This window comes from Pseudomonas sp. ZS1P83 (assembly GCF_054897825.1).
Genome location: NZ_CM142706.1, coordinates 617,019 through 636,101 on the forward strand (window position 1 = coordinate 617,019; position 19,083 = coordinate 636,101).

Annotated in this window: 16 protein-coding genes and 1 pseudogene; 11 read left to right on the forward strand and 6 right to left on the reverse strand. The window is 59.7% G+C overall.

The genetic code is table 11. The annotated features are described in order from the left end of the window. Positions 1–579 precede the first annotated feature (579 nt). The 10 genes from pcaR (at position 580) to pcaC (ending at position 9,964) form a co-directional block, all read left to right on the forward strand. Positions 580–1,422 (forward strand): pca regulon transcriptional regulator PcaR, encoded by an 843-nt coding sequence (gene pcaR / locus ACYZT0_RS02985; protein ID WP_462044563.1) that lies wholly within the window; start codon positions 580–582, stop codon positions 1,420–1,422. A 138-nt stretch (positions 1,423–1,560) separates the two neighbouring features. Further along, positions 1,561–2,907, forward strand: coding sequence for an aromatic acid/H+ symport family MFS transporter (locus ACYZT0_RS02990; protein ID WP_462044564.1), 1,347 nt, complete (start codon positions 1,561–1,563; stop codon positions 2,905–2,907). A 173-nt stretch (positions 2,908–3,080) separates the two neighbouring features. After that, the gene (locus ACYZT0_RS02995) at positions 3,081–3,938 is read left to right on the forward strand and encodes a CoA transferase subunit A (RefSeq protein WP_462044565.1); all 858 of its coding nucleotides are present in this window, start codon (positions 3,081–3,083) and stop codon (positions 3,936–3,938) included. Further along, positions 3,938–4,717: a CoA-transferase subunit beta gene (locus ACYZT0_RS03000; protein ID WP_462044566.1), complete on the forward strand. Its 780-nt coding sequence runs from the start codon at positions 3,938–3,940 to the stop codon at positions 4,715–4,717. The genes ACYZT0_RS02995 and ACYZT0_RS03000 overlap by 1 nt, the downstream gene beginning before the upstream one ends. Further along, positions 4,714–5,919, forward strand: coding sequence for a 3-oxoadipyl-CoA thiolase (gene pcaF, locus ACYZT0_RS03005; RefSeq protein WP_462046495.1), 1,206 nt, complete (start codon positions 4,714–4,716; stop codon positions 5,917–5,919). Before ACYZT0_RS03000 ends, pcaF begins: the two co-directional genes overlap by 4 nt. 53 nt (positions 5,920–5,972) lie before the next feature. Continuing rightward, on the forward strand, positions 5,973–6,677 hold the full coding sequence (gene pcaH / locus ACYZT0_RS03010; protein WP_462044567.1) for a protocatechuate 3,4-dioxygenase subunit beta: 705 nt from the start codon (positions 5,973–5,975) through the stop codon (positions 6,675–6,677). Between the two features lies 1 nt (position 6,678). Beyond that, positions 6,679–7,245, forward strand: a complete 567-nt coding sequence (pcaG, locus tag ACYZT0_RS03015) for a protocatechuate 3,4-dioxygenase subunit alpha (protein WP_462044568.1) — start codon at positions 6,679–6,681, stop codon at positions 7,243–7,245. A gap of 148 nt (positions 7,246–7,393) precedes the next feature. After that, the gene (locus ACYZT0_RS03020; RefSeq protein WP_462044569.1) at positions 7,394–8,758 is read left to right on the forward strand and encodes a 3-carboxy-cis,cis-muconate cycloisomerase; all 1,365 of its coding nucleotides are present in this window, start codon (positions 7,394–7,396) and stop codon (positions 8,756–8,758) included. An 11-nt stretch (positions 8,759–8,769) separates the two neighbouring features. Further along, a complete protein-coding gene (gene pcaD, locus ACYZT0_RS03025; RefSeq protein ID WP_462044570.1) occupies positions 8,770–9,561 on the forward strand; it encodes a 3-oxoadipate enol-lactonase in 792 nt (263 codons plus the stop codon). A 10-nt stretch (positions 9,562–9,571) separates the two neighbouring features. Beyond that, on the forward strand, positions 9,572–9,964 hold the full coding sequence (gene pcaC / locus ACYZT0_RS03030) for a 4-carboxymuconolactone decarboxylase (RefSeq protein ID WP_033060940.1): 393 nt from the start codon (positions 9,572–9,574) through the stop codon (positions 9,962–9,964). Between the two features lie 139 nt (positions 9,965–10,103). On the opposite strand, the pseudogene ACYZT0_RS03035 reads toward pcaC, so the two are convergent. The 4 genes and pseudogenes from ACYZT0_RS03035 to emhA all read right to left on the reverse strand — a co-directional run. Continuing rightward, a pseudogene (locus ACYZT0_RS03035) lies at positions 10,104–10,340 on the reverse strand (OprD family outer membrane porin); the annotation flags it as partial. 221 nt (positions 10,341–10,561) lie between these two features. After that, positions 10,562–12,022, reverse strand: coding sequence for an efflux RND transporter outer membrane subunit EmhC (gene emhC, locus ACYZT0_RS03040; RefSeq protein ID WP_462044571.1), 1,461 nt, complete (start codon positions 12,020–12,022; stop codon positions 10,562–10,564). After that, a complete protein-coding gene (gene emhB, locus ACYZT0_RS03045) occupies positions 12,019–15,183 on the reverse strand; it encodes an efflux RND transporter permease subunit EmhB (RefSeq protein WP_462044572.1) in 3,165 nt (1,054 codons plus the stop codon). Before emhB ends, emhC begins: the two co-directional genes overlap by 4 nt. A gap of 3 nt (positions 15,184–15,186) precedes the next feature. Further along, positions 15,187–16,344, reverse strand: a complete 1,158-nt coding sequence (gene emhA / locus ACYZT0_RS03050; RefSeq protein WP_462044573.1) for an efflux RND transporter periplasmic adaptor subunit EmhA — start codon at positions 16,342–16,344, stop codon at positions 15,187–15,189. Positions 16,345–16,609: 265 nt separating this feature from the next. Between emhA and emhR the strand changes: the two genes are divergently transcribed. Beyond that, entirely contained in the window at positions 16,610–17,242 is a 633-nt protein-coding gene (gene emhR, locus ACYZT0_RS03055) for an efflux system transcriptional repressor EmhR (protein ID WP_461965565.1), read from the forward strand. A 198-nt stretch (positions 17,243–17,440) separates the two neighbouring features. On the opposite strand, the gene ACYZT0_RS03060 is transcribed toward emhR, so the two are convergent. After that, on the reverse strand, positions 17,441–17,665 hold the full coding sequence (locus tag ACYZT0_RS03060; RefSeq protein ID WP_462044574.1) for a hypothetical protein: 225 nt from the start codon (positions 17,663–17,665) through the stop codon (positions 17,441–17,443). Between the two features lie 354 nt (positions 17,666–18,019). Further along, a complete protein-coding gene (locus ACYZT0_RS03065) occupies positions 18,020–19,069 on the reverse strand; it encodes an alkene reductase (protein ID WP_462044575.1) in 1,050 nt (349 codons plus the stop codon). Positions 19,070–19,083 lie beyond the last annotated feature (14 nt).

The window sequence follows — 19,083 nt, forward strand, 5'->3', positions numbered from 1 at the left end:
TTGAGATCAATACTTCCATGTTGCAGGCGGCCACGCACCAGAGACAAACAGCTGACGTAGCATCAGTTTCCTGTTTCAGCGAACGCTTTGGCGAAGCATATGAAATGAGCGTCAGGCGCTTGCTGCAAGCAGCGGCAATGGAACATCGCGCTACCGGGTGGCGGAATCGGAAATTAAAAACCGGTCGCCACTGAATTGCATTATAGCGGTCGATTTGAAGAACACTATCGGCAAAGAGTTAAAAGTGGGTCTTGATGTGTGATTGTTTTAGGTACTCGCAACTTTTACGGCTAACTAGGTCGCTCGGCGACGCCGAATTTACAGTGATGTCTTTCTGACGCCATTCAGTTGAACAAGTTAAGGCAATTACATCGACCCTTTTAGTCTGCGCCCGAGCCAGTGTAAAAATAGGTCATAGGGGGGTGCAAACCCGTTCAATAGTCGGCTGGCCCAGATGAGAGTCGATTGCGATTATCGGTCGATGGTTCGATAATCGAACAGTCTTGGTTGCTCGGGCTTGTGTGAGAGGCTGGCTGCCGCGTGTAATAGCCGCTGATCCGTGTGGGAAAAGGACCTTGTATGAACGATCAAATGCGCAATTCCTTCGCTTCAGTGGCGCCGCCGATCGTTGCCTCGCCCGCCAAGCGGATCCAGGCACTGACCGGCGACCCCGATTTCATGACGTCCCTCGCCCGAGGCCTGGCCGTGGTGCAAGCGTTCCAGGAACGCAAACGTCACCTCACCATTGCCCAGATCAGCCACCGCACGGAAATTCCCCGCGCCGCTGTGCGACGTTGCCTGCACACGCTGATTAAACTCGGCTACGCCACCACCGACGGCCGCACCTATTCGCTGCTACCCAAAGTGCTGACGCTCGGCCATGCCTATGTGTCCTCGACTCCGTTGGCTGCTTCCGCCCAGCCCTACCTGGACCGCATGAGCGAGCAACTCCATGAAGCTTGCAACATGGCCACTCTGGAGGGCGATGACATCTTGTACATCGCTCGTTCGGCCACCACTCAGCGATTGATTTCCGTCGACTTGTCGGTGGGTGGACGTCTGCCCGCCTACTGCACTTCGATGGGTCGGATTCTTCTCGCGGCGCTGGACGATACGTCACTGCGCGAGTACCTCGACCATGCAGAGCTGCAAGCCAAGACCAGCCGAACCCTGCACACCCCCGAGGCGTTGCTCGAATGCCTGCAAGAGGTGCGACAGCAAGGTTGGTGCATCGTCGATCAGGAACTGGAACAGGGCCTGCGCTCGATTGCCGTTCCCGTGTACGACGCTTCCGGGCAAGTGGTCGCAGCGCTGAACGTCAGTACCCACGCTGGCCGGGTCAGCCGCAACGAGCTGGAGCAGCGCTTTCTTCCGGGCCTTCTGAGCGCCAGCCGCGACCTTAGTGCACAACTCTTCGCCTGAACCGTCCACTAAGATGTTCGATAAACGCACAGACTCGCGTTTATCGAATTGACGCTCTTTCCCCAAGATCACTAATGTCGCGGCAGCGCCAGCCTTGGCTGGCACCTGTCCGACTGCGTTCTTGCGTGGATAAAAATAATGAACCAGCCTCAGTCTGCTGTAGGAAACTGCCTCGACGTGCAGTCCTTCATCAATGCTCAACCCATTTCGCGCTACCAGTGGCGAGTGGTCATCCTGTGTTTCCTGATTGTTTTCCTCGATGGCCTCGATACGGCGGCGATGGGCTTCATCGCGCCTGCCCTGTCTCAGGATTGGGGTATCGACCGCGCCAGCCTTGGCCCGGTAATGAGTGCTGCGCTGATCGGCATGGTCTTCGGCGCACTGGGTTCTGGCCCGTTGGCTGACCGCTTCGGGCGAAAAGTCGTACTGGTGGGCGCGGTGTTGTTGTTCGGCGCTTTCAGCCTGGCTTCGGCTTACAGCACCAACGTTGATCAGCTGCTGGTACTGCGTTTTCTCACCGGCCTGGGCCTTGGCGCCGGCATGCCGAACGCCACGACGCTACTGTCCGAATACACCCCGGAGCGTAAGAAGTCCCTGTTGGTGACCAGCATGTTCTGCGGCTTCAATCTCGGCATGGCGGGCGGCGGTTTCATTTCCGCCAAGCTGATCCCCGCCTTTGGCTGGCACAGCCTGCTGCTGATCGGCGGGATTCTGCCGTTGATCCTCGCAGTCGTTTTGTTCTTTTGGTTACCGGAATCGGCGCGCTACCTCGTAGTGCGCAATCGCGGCACCGACAAGGTGCGCAAGACGCTGGCGCCCATCGACCCGACGGTCGTTGCCAAGGCTTCCAGCTTCAGCGTGCCCGAACAGAAAACCGTGAAGGCCCGCAACGTTTTCGCAGTGATCTTCTCCGGCACCTACAGCACCGGCACCTTGTTGCTGTGGCTGACTTACTTCATGGGGCTGGTGATCGTTTATCTGCTGACCAGTTGGCTGCCGACGCTGATGCGTGACAGTGGCGCGAGTATGGAGAACGCGGCGTTTATTGGCGCGTTGTTCCAGTTTGGTGGGGTATTGAGCGCGGTGGGTGTGGGCTGGGCGATGGATCGGTTCAATCCGCACAAGGTTATCGGCATTTTCTATCTACTCGCCGGGGTGTTTGCCTACGCGGTAGGGCAAAGCCTGGGCAACATCACGCTGCTGGCGACGTTGGTGCTGGTGGCCGGGATGTGTGTCAACGGCGCGCAATCGGCGATGCCTTCACTGGCGGCGCGGTTTTATCCGACCCAGGGGCGAGCGACCGGGGTGTCGTGGATGCTCGGGATAGGCCGCTTCGGCGCGATTCTCGGTGCCTGGATGGGCGCGACACTGCTGGGCCTTGGCTGGAACTTCGAGCAGGTGCTGACAGCGCTGGTGATTCCAGCGGCATTGGCGACCACGGCGGTGGTGATCAAGGGCATGGTCAGTCATTCGGATGCGACCTGAGTCCGAGGGTCAGAAGATCGGTAGCCAGATAACAATCTGTTCGATAAACGAACACTCAGTCGATTATCGGATTGTTTGGCATTTTTCAGGGGCTTACTCTTCAGTCATTCCGGCGCTGCGCATCGCGTCTTTTTCTTCCACTGTCGGTTCATAACCAAACGGGAGCCTGCCCCATGGCTGAAATCCTTTCGCTGCACGACGCGGTGAAGCAATTCGTTAACGACGGCGATACGGTCGCGCTCGAAGGCTTCACTCACCTGATTCCTACGGCGGCGGGTCACGAAATCATTCGCCAGGGCAAGAAAGACCTGACCCTGGTGCGGATGACGCCTGACCTGATCTACGACCAGTTGATCGGCGCCGGTTGTGCTCGCAAGCTGATTTTCTCCTGGGGCGGCAACCCGGGCGTCGGTTCGCTGCACCGCCTGCGTGACGCCGTCGAGAAGCAGTGGCCACACGCGCTGGAGATCGAAGAGCACAGCCACGCCGACCTGGCCAATGCCTACGTCGCTGGCGCATCCGGCCTACCGTTCGCGGTGCTGCGCGCCTACGCCGGTTCCGACCTGCCGAAGGTCAATCCGCTGATCAAAACCGTTACCTGCCCATTCACCGGCGAAGTATTGGCGGCCGTGCCTTCGGTGCGCCCGGACATCACCGTGATTCACGCGCAGAAAGCCGACCGCAAGGGCAACGTGCTGCTCTGGGGCATTCTCGGCGTGCAGAAAGAAGCGGCGTTGGCTGCCAAGCGCTGCATCGTTACCGTCGAAGAAATCGTCGACGACCTCAATGCACCGATGAACTCGTGTGTTCTGCCGACGTGGGCGTTGAGCGCGGTCTGCCACGTTCCCGGCGGCGCGCATCCGTCCTACGCTCTCGGCTACAACGAGCGTGATAACCGTTTCTACCAGGCCTGGGACCCGATTGCCCGCGACCGTGAAACCTTCACCGCGTGGATCAACGAGTACATCCACGGCTGCGCTGACTTCAGCGAGTTCCAGGCCAAACTGGCCGCTGCTTCGGAGGCGAAGTAATGACTTACACCACCAATGAAATGATGACTGTCGCCGCTGCCCGCCGTCTGAAAAACGGTTCGGTGTGCTTCGTTGGCATCGGCCTGCCGTCGAAAGCCGCCAACCTGGCGCGTCTGACGTCCTCGCCGGATGTGGTCCTGATCTACGAGTCGGGTCCGATCGGTGCCAAGCCGAGTGTACTGCCGCTGTCGATCGGTGACGGTGAACTAGCGGAAACCGCCGATACCGTGGTCCCGACCGGTGAGATTTTTCGCTACTGGTTGCAGGGCGGGCGCATCGACGTCGGTTTCCTTGGCGCTGCGCAAGTCGACCGCTTCGGCAACATCAACACCACCGTGGTGGGCGACTACCATCAGCCGAAAGTCCGCCTGCCAGGTGCCGGTGGTGCGCCGGAGATCGCCGGTTCGGCCAAAAGTGTGCTGATCATCCTCAAGCAGTCGGCGCGTTCCTTTGTCGACAAACTCGACTTCATCACCTCGGTTGGCCATGTCGAGGGCGGTGATTCGCGCAAGCGTTTGGGGCTGCCGGGCGCAGGTCCGGTCGGCATCATTACCGACCTGTGCATCATGGAACCGGAAGCCGGCACCCATGAATTCGTGGTCACCGCGCTGCACCCTGATGTGACCCGCGAGCAAGTCACCGCGGCTACCGGTTGGGCGATTCGTTTTGCCGAGACGGTTGAAAATACCGCTGAGCCGACGGTCGTCGAACTGACCGCACTCAGGGATCTGGAAGCCCGCACTGCCGCGGCCCACGGTCAAGCACCCGGAGAAGCCTGATGCGCGACGTTTATATCTGCGACACGATTCGCACCCCCATCGGCCGTTTCGGCGGTGGCCTGTCGGCGGTTCGCGCCGACGACCTGGCCGCTGTGCCGATCAAGGCGCTGATGGAGCGCAACCCGTCGGTCGACTGGAACGCGGTGGACGAGGTGTTCCTCGGTTGCGCCAACCAGGCCGGCGAAGACAACCGCAACGTAGCGCGCATGGCGCTGTTGCTGGCGGGCCTGCCGGAAACCATTCCGGGCGTGACCCTCAATCGCCTCTGCGCCTCGGGTATGGATGCCATCGGCACCGCTTTCCGGGCCATTGCCAGTGGCGAGATGGAGCTGGCGATTGCTGGCGGCGTCGAGTCGATGTCCCGCGCACCGTTCGTGATGGGCAAGGCGGATGCGGCGTTCTCGCGCAACATGAAGCTGGAAGACACCACCATCGGCTGGCGCTTCATCAACTCGTTGATGAAAGCCCAGTACGGCGTGGATGCGATGCCGCAGACCGCCGATAACGTGGCCGACGATTACGAGGTTTCCCGCGCCGATCAGGACGCTTTCGCACTGCGCAGTCAGCAACGGACGGCAGCCGCGCAAGCTGCAGGATTTTTCGCCGAAGAAATCGTTGAAGTGCGCATTGCCCACAAGAAGGGTGAAAGTGTCTTCAGTCAGGATGAACATCCTCGCGCCGACACCACGCTGGAAACCCTGGCCAAACTCAAACCGGTCAACGGTCCCGACAAAACAGTCACCGCCGGAAATGCTTCCGGTGTGAACGACGGTGCGGCGGCATTGATTCTGGCCTCTGGCGAGGCGGTGAAGAAACACGGTCTGACCGCCCGGGCCAAAGTGCTGGGCATGTCCAGCGCCGGTGTTGCACCACGGGTCATGGGCATCGGTCCGGTGCCTGCAGTGCGCAAATTGATCGAGCGCCTCGGTCTGGCCGTCAGCGATTTCGACGTGATCGAACTCAACGAAGCGTTCGCCAGCCAGGGTTTGGCGGTGCTGCGTGAACTGGGACTGGCGGACGACGCTGCCCAGGTCAACCCGAACGGTGGCGCCATTGCTTTGGGCCATCCGCTGGGCATGAGCGGCGCCCGCCTGGTACTGACCGCGCTGCATCAGCTGGAAAAGACCGGTGGCAAGAAAGGTCTGGCGACCATGTGCGTCGGCGTGGGCCAGGGTCTGGCCTTGGCGATCGAACGGGTCTGACGCGTTTAGCTGTGAAAAAGAAGCGTCGACTAATAAGAACTGAGGAATGTTTCATGACTGACAAGCCTGGTTACCGCCGCCCGCAAGAGGGCACCCAGCCGGAATACCTACACCCGGCCTATCAATCCACCAACCTTCGCTCGCCGTCCAAGCCGTTGGTGTTTTTGCCCCATTCGCTGTCGGAAATTACCGGTCCGACCATCGGCGCCGAGCGTGTGCAGGAGAAGGACAACGACCTGACCGCCCAGCACAAGGGCGAGCCACTGGGCGAGCGCATCATCATTCACGGCCGCGTGCTGGATGAAGAGGGTTTGCCGGTGCCGGGCATTCTGGTGGAGATCTGGCAAGCCAACGCTGCCGGTCGCTACAACCATGCCCGCGACCTGCACGATGCGCCGCTGGACCCGAATTTCACCGGCACCGGCCGCACTGTGACCGACGCCGATGGCGGGTACCAGTTCCAGACCATCAAACCCGGTGCCTACCCGTGGGGCAACCACCACAACGCGTGGCGCCCGGCGCACATCCATTTCTCACTGTTCGGGCCGAGTATTCTGACGCGCCTGGTGACTCAGATGTATTTCCCGGGTGACCCGCTGCTGGCCTATGACCCGATCTACAACTGCGTACCGGATACCAGCGCCAAAGAGCGTTTGATCGCCCGTTTCGACCTGGAAAAAACCATCCCTTCCTATGCCCTCGGTTATCGCTGGGACATCGTCTTGCGCGGCCGCGAAGCCACGCCGATGGAGAAATAAGATGACGCTGAACGCGACCACGTCCCACACCGTCGGGCCGTATTACCACATCGGCCTGACCTGGCTGAACCGCGAAGACATGACCGTCGAACAGACCCTGGGCCAGCGAGTGGCGATCACCGGGCAAGTCATCGATGGCAACGGCGACGTCGTCAACGACGCGATGCTGGAAGTCTGGCAAGCCAACGCCGCCGGCAAGTACGACCACCCCGAAGACGATCAGGACAAACCCCTGGACCCGAACTTCGAAGGCTTTGGCCGGGTGCCGGTGGATGCGCAAGGACGCTTTCGTTTCACCACCATCAAGCCGGGTACGGTCGAAGGCTTGAAAGGCACGACCCAGGCGCCGCATCTTGTGGTGCTGGTGTTTGCTCGCGGGTTGGTGAAGCACTTGCTGACGCGGATTTACTTTGATGGCGAACCGGCGAATGTGTCGGATCCGCTGCTGGAGTGTGTGCCGGCTGAACGCCGCAGTACGTTGCTGGCGAAGCAGGATGCTTCGGGTGTATATCAGTGGAATGTGATTCTGCAAGGGACGGATGCGGAGACGGTGTTCTTTGATTATTGAGTGATGAAGGCTCTGCTGGTCAGGGAGATTTTGTGGCGAGGGGGCTTGCCCCCTCGCCACAGAGATTGCACTGCCAGTCGAAGTATTGCACCACGACCTTTGATCTTTACCCGTGGGCCTGACCGGCCCACGCCTCCAGGGACCGTTTATGAACGAGCGACCGGGCAATCAATTGTTTGATGCCTATTTCACTGCCCGCGATATGCGTGAGGTGTTTTGCGATCAGGGTCGGGTTCAAGCGATGCTTGATTTCGAAGCGGCACTGGCCCGGGCCGAGGCGCGCGTAGGGCTGATTCCGCCAACGGCTGTCGCGCCTATTGAAGCGGCATGCCAGGCCGGGCATTACGACTTCGCCGCCCTCGGCGAGGCGATTGCCACTGCGGGCAATTCGGCGATTCCGTTGGTCAAGGCGCTGGGTCAACAGATCGCGGCCAACAATGCCGAAGCCGAGCGCTATGTGCATCTGGGCGCGACCAGCCAGGATGTGATGGACTCAGGTTTGGTGCTGCAACTGCGTCGGGCGCTGGAACTCATCGAAAGCGATCTGGCGCACCTGGGCGAAACTCTCGCGACTCAAGCCTTGCGTTTCGTCGCCACACCGCTGGCCGGGCGCACCTGGTTACAACACGCGACGCCAGTCACCCTCGGCATGAAAATCGCCGGTTGGCTGGGCGCTGTCACTCGCAGCCGTCAGCGTCTGCTGGAACTCAAACCGCGACTGCTGGTGCTGCAATTCGGCGGTGCCTCCGGAACCCTCGCGGCCCTCGGCGAGCAGGCGATGCCAATTGCCCAGGCATTGGCCGAGGAGTTGCAACTGGCGTTGCCGGAACAGCCTTGGCACACCCAGCGAGATCGCTTGGTGGAGTTCGGCTCGGTATTGGGATTGATCGCCGGCAGCCTCGGCAAACTGGGTCGCGACATCAGCCTGTTGATGCAGAACGAAGCCGCTGAAGTGTTCGAACCCTCGGCGCCGGGCAAGGGCGGTTCGTCGACCATGCCGCACAAACGCAACCCGGTAGGCGCGGCGGTGCTGATCGGCGCTGCAACGCGCATTCCGGGTTTGCTATCGACCCTGTTCAGCGCCATGCCTCAAGAACACGAGCGCAGCCTGGGCCTGTGGCATGCCGAGTGGGAAACCCTGCCGGAGATTTGCTGCCTGGTGTCCGGCAGCCTGAAACAAGCGTTGCTGGTGGCGGAGGGACTGGAAGTGGACGCCGAACGCATGACCCGCAACCTCGATCTGACCCAAGGCCTGGTGCTCGCCGAAGCGGTGAGTATCGTCCTCGCTCAACGAGTGGGGCGCGACACGGCGCACCATTTGCTGGAGCAATGCTGCAAGCGCGCAGTGGCCGAACAACGTCATCTGCGAGCGGTACTCGGCGACGAGCCGCAAGTGACCGCCGAACTGTCGGATGCTGAACTCGATCATCTGCTGGACCCCGCCCACTATCTCGGTCGGGCCCATACCTGGGTCGAGCGAGCGGTGGCTGAACATTCTGCATTGACTGCCTGAAGGAGATTGCTGTGGCTTTCGTACAACTCGCCGAGGGCGAACTGCATTACCAATTTGATGGCCCGGCGGATGCGCCGGTGCTGGTGCTGTCCAACTCGCTGGGCACTGACCTGCACATGTGGGACGCGCAGATTGCGGCGTTCTCCGAGCATTTCCGAGTGCTGCGTTTTGACACCCGTGGCCACGGAAAATCGCTGGTTACGCCGGGTCCGTACAGCATCGAGCAACTGGGCCGCGACGTGCTGGCGCTGCTGGATGCGCTGCACATTGAACGCGCGCATTTCTGCGGTCTGTCGATGGGCGGCTTGATCGGTCAATGGTTGGGGATCAACGCTGGCCAGCGTCTGCACAAACTGGTGGCGTGCAACACCGCAGCGAAAATCGGCGATCCGTCGGTGTGGAACCCCCGGATCGAAACCGTGCTGCGTGACGGCGCGGCGGCCATGGTCGCCCTTCGTGATGCGTCGATTGCACGTTGGTTCACCCCGGACTTTGCTGCAGCGAATCCTGCTGCCGCGAAGAAGATTACTGACATGCTGGCCGCCACCTCGCATCAAGGGTATGCCGCGAACTGTGCCGCCGTGCGCGATGCAGACTTCCGCGATCAACTGTCCTCGATCAAGGTGCCGCTGCTGGTCATCGCCGGCACCGAAGACGCGGTCACGCCGCCGTCCGGCGGACACTTCATTCAGGAACACGTGCAGGGCGCCGAGTACGCCGAGTTCTATGCCGCACACCTGTCCAACGTTCAGGCCGGTGCTGCGTTCAGCGAGCGAGTACTGGCGTTTTTGTCAGCTCATTAAGGGGACTGCTGTGGACGAGAAACAACGTTACGACGAGGGCCTGAAAGTCCGCCGTGCAGTACTCGGCGACGCCCACGTCGACCGCAGCCTGAACGCTCTGACCGAGTTCAACTCGGAGTTTCAGGAAATGATCACGCGCCATGCCTGGGGCGACATTTGGACCCGTCCGGGGCTGCCGCGTCATACCCGCAGCCTGATTACCATGGCCATGCTGATCGGCATGAACCGCAACGAAGAACTCAAACTGCACTTGCGCGCCGCCGCCAACAACGGCGTGACCCGCGGCGAGATCAAGGAAGTGATCATGCAGAGCGCGATCTACTGCGGCATTCCGGCAGCGAATGCGACGTTCCATCTGGCGGAGTCGGTGTGGGATGAGCTGGGGGTTGAATCGCGGGAGTGATTGGCAAGACACAAGCGGGCTTGAACTGGTCCAGTAATTTTGGACATTTTTTTCGGTTCTCACGCCGCCAACTTTTCCGCTGCTACAGGTGAGTGGTCACCGTTGTAACTATGGCGCCTGACGTTGTCGCCGCTGATGCCTTCGAGGTGATCTGGCCACCACGGAACGTTTGCGGCAGGGATCGACCGTCGTCCGAACGCAGGATTGGCAGCACCGGCATCCATTCGCCAACCTTCACTTCGGTCTGCGACAGCTTGGCCTTGAACGCTACGTTAATGCGACCGAAGTTGTCCGCCGGGCGACCGTCATGATCCAGCGGCAGCAACTGCGTACCGCCAGTGCCTTTACCGCCATCGAGCTTCACCGAGTACAGCCCCCGCAATCAGGACAAAAACGAATTGGATCAGCCGGACAGGACCGGGCGCGGTGGCATGGTGTCGAACCTGTTGTTATTGGTCCTGTGCGACGAATGGTGCGGGGTATGTACCAGATGGTTCAATCGGGGAAAGCGGGTTTTGGGCGATTATCGAACGGCAAAATATCTTGTCCGACGCAAAAAAGCCCACCAATCGGTGGGCTTCTTGTTTTACAGCGCTATCAGAACAACTTCAGCTTCGGCGCTTCTTCTTTCAACGTCTCGTTCTTCGCCGTCTGCTCGTTCCAGCCACCGCCCAGTGCCTTGTACAGATTCACGGCACTGACCAGTTGCGCCAGACGGTCGGTGATCAGTACCTGTTGGGCACTGAACAGCTGTCGCTGGGCATCGAGGAAGATCAGGTTGCTGTCGACACCAATGCGATAACGACGCTCGGCCAGACGGTAGTAGTCCTGGTTGGCGGTGACGAAATCACGCTGGGCCTGCAACTGATCGGTGTAGGTCTGGCGGGCGGCCAGGCCGTCGGCGACTTCCTGGAAGGCCGTTTGAATGGACTTCTCGTAATTCGCCACGCCGATGTCTTTCTGGATTTTTGAATAATCCAGGCTGGCGCGCAGGCTGCCGGCATTAAAGATCGGCAGGTTGATCTGCGGCTGGAACAACCAGGTGCCCGAACCGCCCTTGAACAGACCGGACAGGTCCGGGCTCAGGCTCCCGGCATTGGCCGTCAGGCTGATGCTCGGGAAGAACGCAGCCCGTGCCGCGCCGATGTTGGCGTTGGCGGCTTTCAGGTTGTATTCGGCCTGGAGGATGTCCGGACGACGTTGCAGCAAATCCGATGGCAGGCCGGCCGGCACGTCGCTCAGTAGGTCGTCAGCCAGCGGCTTGGCCACTTGCAGGTTGGCCGGGACACCGGTGCCGAGCAGCAGCACCAGGCTGTTTTCATCCTGGGCGACTTGACGTGTGTACTTGGCCTGTTGCGCGCGGGCGTTTTCCACCGAGGTACGCGACTGGGCCAGGTCGAGGGCCGAGGCTACACCCACTTCGTTGCTGCGGGCGGTGAGCTTGTAGCTCTCGTCGAATGCACCCAGGGTGTCCTGCGTCAGTTTCAGCAGCTCCTTGTCGGCTTGCCAGGTCAGGTAGGCATTGGCCACGCTGGCCACCAGGCTAATCTGGGTGGTGCGGCGTGCTTCTTCAGTGGCGAAGTATTTCTGCAGGGCTTCTTCGCTCAGGCTGCGAACCCGACCGAACAGGTCGAGTTCATAGGCGCTGATGCCGACCGTGGCCGAGTAGGAACTGGTGATACCCGCTTCGCCGGTCTGCGAGGCGCGAGCCGGGACGCGCTGACGGCTACCGGTGCCGGTGGCCGACACCGCCGGGAACAGATCGGCACGCTGGATGCGGTATTGAGCCGCAAAGGCGTCGATGTTCAGCGCCGCGACACGCAGATCACGGTTGTTTTCCAGGGCGACCTGGATCAGCTGTTGCAGCGCCGGGTCGTGGAAAAAATGCTTCCAGCCCTGTTCGGCGGCAGCCTGCGCAGGCGCCTGGGCCGACGAATACGCCGGACCTTGCGGGTACTGGCCCGCCACCGGTGCTTCAGGCTGCTGATAATCGGGTATCAGCGAGCAGCCGCCGAGCACGAAGGCGGCAACAGCCAGGGAGAGTAGCGACTTGCTCATAAGCCAGCCTCTTTAGAAGGTTCAATAGCGTCGTCCTGGTCAGCGGTTTTACGCTGCCCCATGGCCGATACGGTGACGAAAAACAGTGGGACCCAGAAGATCGCCAGGATCGTGGCGGTGATCATACCGCCAATGACCACGGTACCGATGGCGTGTTGGCTGCCCGAGCCAGCACCGCTGGAAATGGCCAGGGGCACCACGCCGAGGACGAACGCCAGGGACGTCATGATGATCGGGCGCAACCGCATGCGGCAAGCCTCGATGGCTGCCTCCTGCAAGCTCTTGCCCTGTTCGTGCAGGTCTTTGGCGAACTCGACGATCAGAATGGCGTTTTTCGCCGCCAGACCGATGGTAGTCAACAGACCCACCAGGAAGTACACGTCGTTGGACAGACCGCGCAGGCTGGTCGCCATCAGCGCACCGATAATCCCCAGCGGTACCACGAGCACCACCGCAATCGGAATCGACCAGCTTTCATACAAAGCCGCCAGACACAGGAACACCATCAGGATCGACAGCGCGAACAGCGCCGGCGCCTGAGAGCCTGCCAGTCGTTCTTCATACGACAGACCAGTCCAGGAAATACCGACACCGGCCGGCAGTTTCTTCGCCAGGGCTTCGACTTCGGCCATGGCTTCACCGCTGGAATAACCCGGTGCCGGGGTGCCAAGGACTTCCATCGCTTCTACGCCGTTGTAACGCGACAGTTTCGGTGCACCGTAAATCCACTCACCCTTGGCGAACGCCGAGAATGGGACCATGGTGCCGGCGCTGTTGCGCACGTACCATTTCTTGACGTCTTCAGGACTCATGCGAGAACCCGGCTGGCCTTGCACGTACACCTTTTTCACCCGACCGCGGTCGATGAAGTCGTTGACGTAGCTACTGCCCAGCGCAATCGACAGGGTGTTGTTGATGTCGGTGAGCGTCACGCCGAGGGCGCTGGCCTTCTCGTCGTCGATTTCCAGTTGGTATTGCGGTTCGTCGTTCAGACCGTTCGGACGGACTTGTGACAGCACCTTGCTCTGCGCCGCCATGCCGAGGAACTGGTTGCGCGCTGCCATCAGCTTGTCGTGACCGACACCGGCGCGGTCCTGCAGGAACACGTCGAAACCGGTGGCGTTACCCAGCTCCAGTACCGCCGGTGGGGCGAAGGCAAACACCATGGCGTCCCGGAAGGTGAAGAAGTGCTGCTGGGCACGGGCCGCGAGTTTGAACACGCTGTTGTCGGCGTTACGTTCGCCCCACGGTTTGAGCATGATGAACGCCATACCCGAGCTCTGGCCACGGCCGGCGAAGTTGAAGCCGGTCACGGTAAACACCGAGGCTACCGCGTCGCCTTCACCGCCATCCTTGCTCGGACGCAGCAGGAACTCACGCATTTCGTCCACGACCACTTGCGTGCGCTCGGCACTGGAGCCGGCCGGGGTTTGCACCTGGGCAAACAGTACGCCCTGGTCTTCTTCCGGGAGGAACGAGGACGGGATGCGCATGAACAGCCAGATCATGCCGACGACGATGATCACGTAGACCAGCAGGTACGGCACCTTGTTGCGCAGAATATTGCCAACGCCACGTTCGTAGCTTTTCACGCTACGGTCGAAGTTGCGGTTGAACCAGCCGAAGAATCCGCGTTTCGGAACGCCGTGCTCGCCTTTCGGAATCGGCTTGAGCATGGTGGCGCAGAGTGCCGGGGTGAAGATCAGCGCGACCAGTACCGACAGGGCCATGGCCGAGACGATGGTGATCGAGAATTGCTTATAGATCACACCGGTAGAACCGCCGAAGAATGCCATCGGCAGCAGTACCGCCGACAGTACGAGCGCAATACCGACCAGCGCACCCTGGATCTGCCCCATGGATTTCTTGGTGGCCTCCTTGGGTGACAAGCCTTCTTCGCTCATGACCCGTTCGACGTTTTCCACCACGACGATGGCGTCGTCCACCAGCAAGCCGATGGCCAGCACCATACCGAACATGGTCAGGGTGTTGATGCTGAAACCGAATGCCGCAAGGATCCCGAAGGTACCCAGCAACACCACCGGCACGGTCATCGTGGTGATGACGGTGGCGCGGAAGTTTTGCAGGAACAGGAACATCACCAGGAACACCAGCACGATCGCTTCGACCAGGGTTTCAACCACACCCTTGATCGATTCGGTCACCACGGGCGTGGTGTCGTACGGGAACACCACTTCCATCCCTTGCGGGAAGAACGGTTTGAGGGTTTCGATGGTCTTGCGCAGGGCTTTCGCCGTGTCGAGGGCGTTGGCGCCGTTGGCCAGTTTCACCGCCAGACCGGAGGCCGGACTGCCGTTGAACTGGGCACTGACCGAGTAGTTTTCACCGCCCAGACCGACGTCCGCCACATCGCCGACACGCACTTGCGAGCCGTCCTTGTTGACCTTCAACAGTATTGCCTTGAACTGCTCGGCGGTTTGCAGACGGGTCTTGCCGATGATCGTCGCGTTCAACTGCTGACCGGCCACTGCAGGCAAGCCACCGAGCTGACCGGAGGAAATCTGCACGTTTTGCGCGGCGATGGCGGTTTTCACGTCGCCAGGGGTCAGGTTGAAGTTGTTCAACTTGGCCGGGTCGAGCCAGATCCGCATCGCGTACTGGGCACCGAAGACCTGGAAGTCACCGACACCGGCGGTCCGCGAGATCGGGTCCTGCATGTTCGACACGATGTAGTTGGCCAAGTCGTCCTTGGTCATACTGCCGTCGCGCGAGACCACGCCGATCACCATCAGGAAGTTCTTCACTGCCTTGGTGACGCGAATCCCCTGTTGCTGCACTTCTTGCGGCAGCAGCGGGGTGGCCAGGTTCAGTTTGTTCTGGACCTGAACCTGCGCGGTATCAGAGTTGGTGCCTTGTTCGAACGTCGCGGTAATGGTCATGCTGCCGTCGGAGTTACTTTCCGAGGAAACATAACGCAGGTTGTCGATACCGTTGAGTTGCTGCTCGATGACCTGCACCACGGTGTCCTGCACGGTTTGTGCGGACGCGCCCGGGTAGGTCACCTGGATCGCAATGGCCGGAGGCGCAATGCTCGGGTATTGGTTGATCGGCAACTTGAGGATCGATAGAGCCCCGACCAGCATGATCACCAGGGCAATTACCCAGGCGAAAATCGGACGGTCGATAAAAAATTTCGACATGGTTTACTCCCCTTTACCGCTGGAAGCCTTGTTAGCTGCCTGTGCGGGGGCCGGGTTCTTTGCGCCAACGTTCGTCGCTTCGTTGGCCTTGACCTCGACGCCAGGTTTGACGAATTGCAGCCCTTCGGTGATCAGGCGATCGCCTGCCTTCAGACCGTCTTCAATCAGCCATTGGCTGCCGACAGTACGGCTGGCCTTAAGATGACGCAGTTCGACCTTGTTGTCCGCACCGACGACCAGCGCGGTCGGGGTGCCTTTGAGGTCGCGGGTCACGCCTTGTTGCGGAGCGAGGATCGCCGCGCTGTTCACACCGGCCTGCAATTGGGCGTGTACAAACATGCCTGGCAGCAGGGTGTGATCAGGGTTGGGGAATACCGCACGCAACGTCACGGAACCGGTGGTCTGGTCCACCGAGACTTCGGAGAACTCGAGTTTGCCTTCCTGTTTGTACTGGCTGCCGTCTTCGAGAGTCAGCTTGACCGCGGCCGCGTTGTCGCCAGATTTTTGCAGACGACCGCTTTCCAGTTCGCGGCGTAACTCAAGCAGCTCCACGGAAGACTGGGTCACGTCGACGTAGATCGGGTCCAGTTGCTGGATCACTGCCATGGCATCGGCCTGGCCGTTGCTGACCAGCGCGCCCTCGGTCACGTTCGAGCGGCCGATGCGACCGGAGATCGGTGCGTAGACCTTGGTGTAACGCACATTGATCTGCGCGGTTTGCAGGGTAGCTTCCGATTGCAACCGGTTGGCCAGGGCCGTGTCGTATTCCTGACGGCTAACAGCCTGTTCGTTGACCAGTTGCTTGTAGCGATCCGAAATCGATTTGGTCTGCTGCAGGTTGGCTTCGGCGCTTTTCAGGGTGGCTTCATAAACCGCCGGATCAATCTGATACAGCTGCTGGCCGGCCTTGACGTCGCCGCCTTCCTTGAACAGTCGCTTGAGAATGATGCCGTTAACCTGAGGGCGAACTTCGGCGATGCGGTACGCGCTGGTACGGCCCGGAAGGTCGGAGGTCAGGGTGAAGGCTTGAGGTTGTAGAGTAACGACGCCGACCTGAGGGGGTGGTGCGGCAGGTGCCGCCTCTTCCTTTTTGCATCCGTTGAGCAGCGATGCCAAGGCGAGGGCAGTGACCAGAGCGGTAACAGCTGGCTTGAATTGCATGAAAATCCTCGGGTCAGGCGCGCAAATTGCGCACTCGAAAGGTGGAAAGGTAAAAAATGTGCGCTGAGTGGATAAGTAGCTTGCTAAGCAATATACTTACGTTCATGGTTGTTTGTAAACACCTTGACTTTGTATCCACACCGTCACGAAAGCTGTTCAAAGATCCGAATTGTAGGCCGGGGACGACGCCTAAGAGCGCTTGCCCCACTTTTGTTCAGCGAATAGTCAGAAATCGCTGAAGCATCCTGATTGAGGTTGTACTGCCATGGTTCGTCGTACCAAAGAGGAAGCTCAAGAAACCCGTAGCCAGATACTCGAAGCGGCAGAAAAAGCCTTTTTTGAGCGAGGCGTGGCGCGCACGACACTGGCGGATATCGCTACCCTGGCGGGGGTCACGCGCGGCGCCATCTACTGGCATTTCAGCAACAAAGCGGATCTGGTGCAGGCCATGCTGGATACCTTGCAAGAGCCGCTGGATGAAATGGCCAAGGCCAGTGAAAGCGAAGATGAACTCGACCCCTTGGGTTGCATGCGCAAGCTGCTGATTCATTTGTTTCATCAAGTTGCCCTGGACCCGAAAACCCGACGCATCAATGAGATTCTGTTTCATAAGTGCGAATTCACCGATGAAATGTGCGACCTGCGCCAGCAGCGCCGAGCGGTCAGTCTTGATTGCAACGTGCGAATCGCCTTGGCCCTGAGTAATGCGGTCAATAGGGGACAGTTACCGGAAAGCCTTGATACGGCCCGCGCGGCCATCAGCCTGCATGCATACATCGACGGCATCCTGTATCAGTGGCTGTTGGCGCCCGACAGCTTTGAACTGCACATCGATGCCGAGCGCTGGGTCGATACAGGGTTGGACATGCTGCGCTTGAGCCCCAGCCTGCGCAAATGAAACAACATACAGAAATCGGTTTGTGTCACTAATCAAGTGAGCGTAGCAATGCTATCGCTCACGCTCTGTGGCGCGACGGCCTTTATAAACCGATGCGGTCTGTGTTGATAGGCAAACAATTGTGAATTTTGTAGGGATTTTGTTGAGCGTTTGTGAAGGTATGTGAATGGCCGTCAAAAAAACCACGGGGCAGCATTCTCAATCCAGTGTGATCTCTACGCTAAAGCTGTAGGGGCCGTCATCTTCCGCACGAGTAATTCGGCTCGTGCATTGGATCGAGGTGGCGCCAATGGAGACAACATTATTTGTACGAACAGGTGCCAGTGTCGGACTAAAAACACCAAAAGTAGCATTGACGCGCAACCCGAAGTCAACGCGGAAGCCGAGACGCTGGTCGCCGAATAAAATAGAGTGCTTGAACATGTCCTTGCTGGGTGTTCCTAATTGCCTGGAGTAATCGAAGTCGCAATGGAATGCTTTAATTTCGCGGGGGAGTATTTTTATATAGTCTCGCTCATCAGCGGTCAGCGAAAGATTGTTTTCGCCAACGTCAAAAGCATGGGAGGTATTGTTTTTTAGTTTGACGATGAGGCGTGTCTGATTTGCCTTGATCCTCTGCCTCTCCCAAGTTTTAACTTATTGGCAGGTTGTTAAGCCTGTTGCCAAATATGAAGAGTTTGAAGGGGTCTTGAAAGCCTGGAAGTTGTACTGGATATTTAATGCTGAAAACAAAAGCCCCGACTTTTTGAGTCAGAGCTTTATTGTTTTAGTTGTTACTTAGAGCGTGGGGTAATCGATGTAGCCAACCGGACCTTTGGCGTAGAACAATTCCGGACGCGCTTCATTCAACGGCGCATCGGCCTTCAAGCGTGCCGGCAAATCCGGGTTGGCAATAAATGGCACGCCGAACGCCACGGCATCGGCCTTGCCGCTGGCGAGCCAGGCGTTGGCGCTGTCTTTGGTGAAGCGTTCGTTGACGATGTACGGTCCGCCGAACGCTTCTTTCAATTGTGGGCCGAGGCTGTCGCCGGCTTCTTTCTCGCGGGAGCAGATGAACGCGATGCCACGTTTGCCCATTTCGCGAGCGACGTAGGTGAAGGTCTCGGACAGGTTGTCGTCGCCCATGTCATGGGAATCGGCGCGCGGTGACAGGTGCACACCGACGCGTCCGGCGCCCCAGATTTCGATCGCGGCGTCGGTCACTTCCAGCAACAGGCGCGCACGGTTTTCCAGGGAGCCGCCGTAGTTGTCGGTGCGCTGGTTGGTGCTGCTCTGCAGGAACTGGTCGAGCAGGTAACCGTTGGCGCCGTGGATTTCCACGCCGTCGAAACCGGCCGCCTTGGCGTTCTTGGCACCGACGCGGTAGGCCTCGACAATGTCGGCGATTTCAGCGGTTTCCAGAGCTCGCGGCGTTGGGTAGTCGGCCAGTGGGCGAACCAGGCTGACGTGACCTTTTGGCTGAATGGCGCTCGGTGCGACCGGTGCTTCACCGCCCAGGTACGACTCGTGGGAAACCCGGCCGACGTGCCACAGTTGCAGAAAAATCTTGCCGCCCGCGCCGTGGATTGATTTGGTCACATTGGCCCAGCCACGCACCTGATCGTTGGACCAGATGCCCGGCGTGTCCGGGTAGCCGACGCCCATCGGCGTGACCGAAGTGGCCTCGCTGAGGATCAGACCGGCCGAGGCGCGTTGGACGTAGTACTCGGCCATCAGCGCGTTTGGCACGCGGCCTTCGTCGGCGCGGCAGCGGGTCAGTGGCGCCATGATGATGCGATTGGACAATTCGAGGTCGCCCAGTTTGATTGGATCGAAAATAGTCGTCATGAAATAGCTCTCTT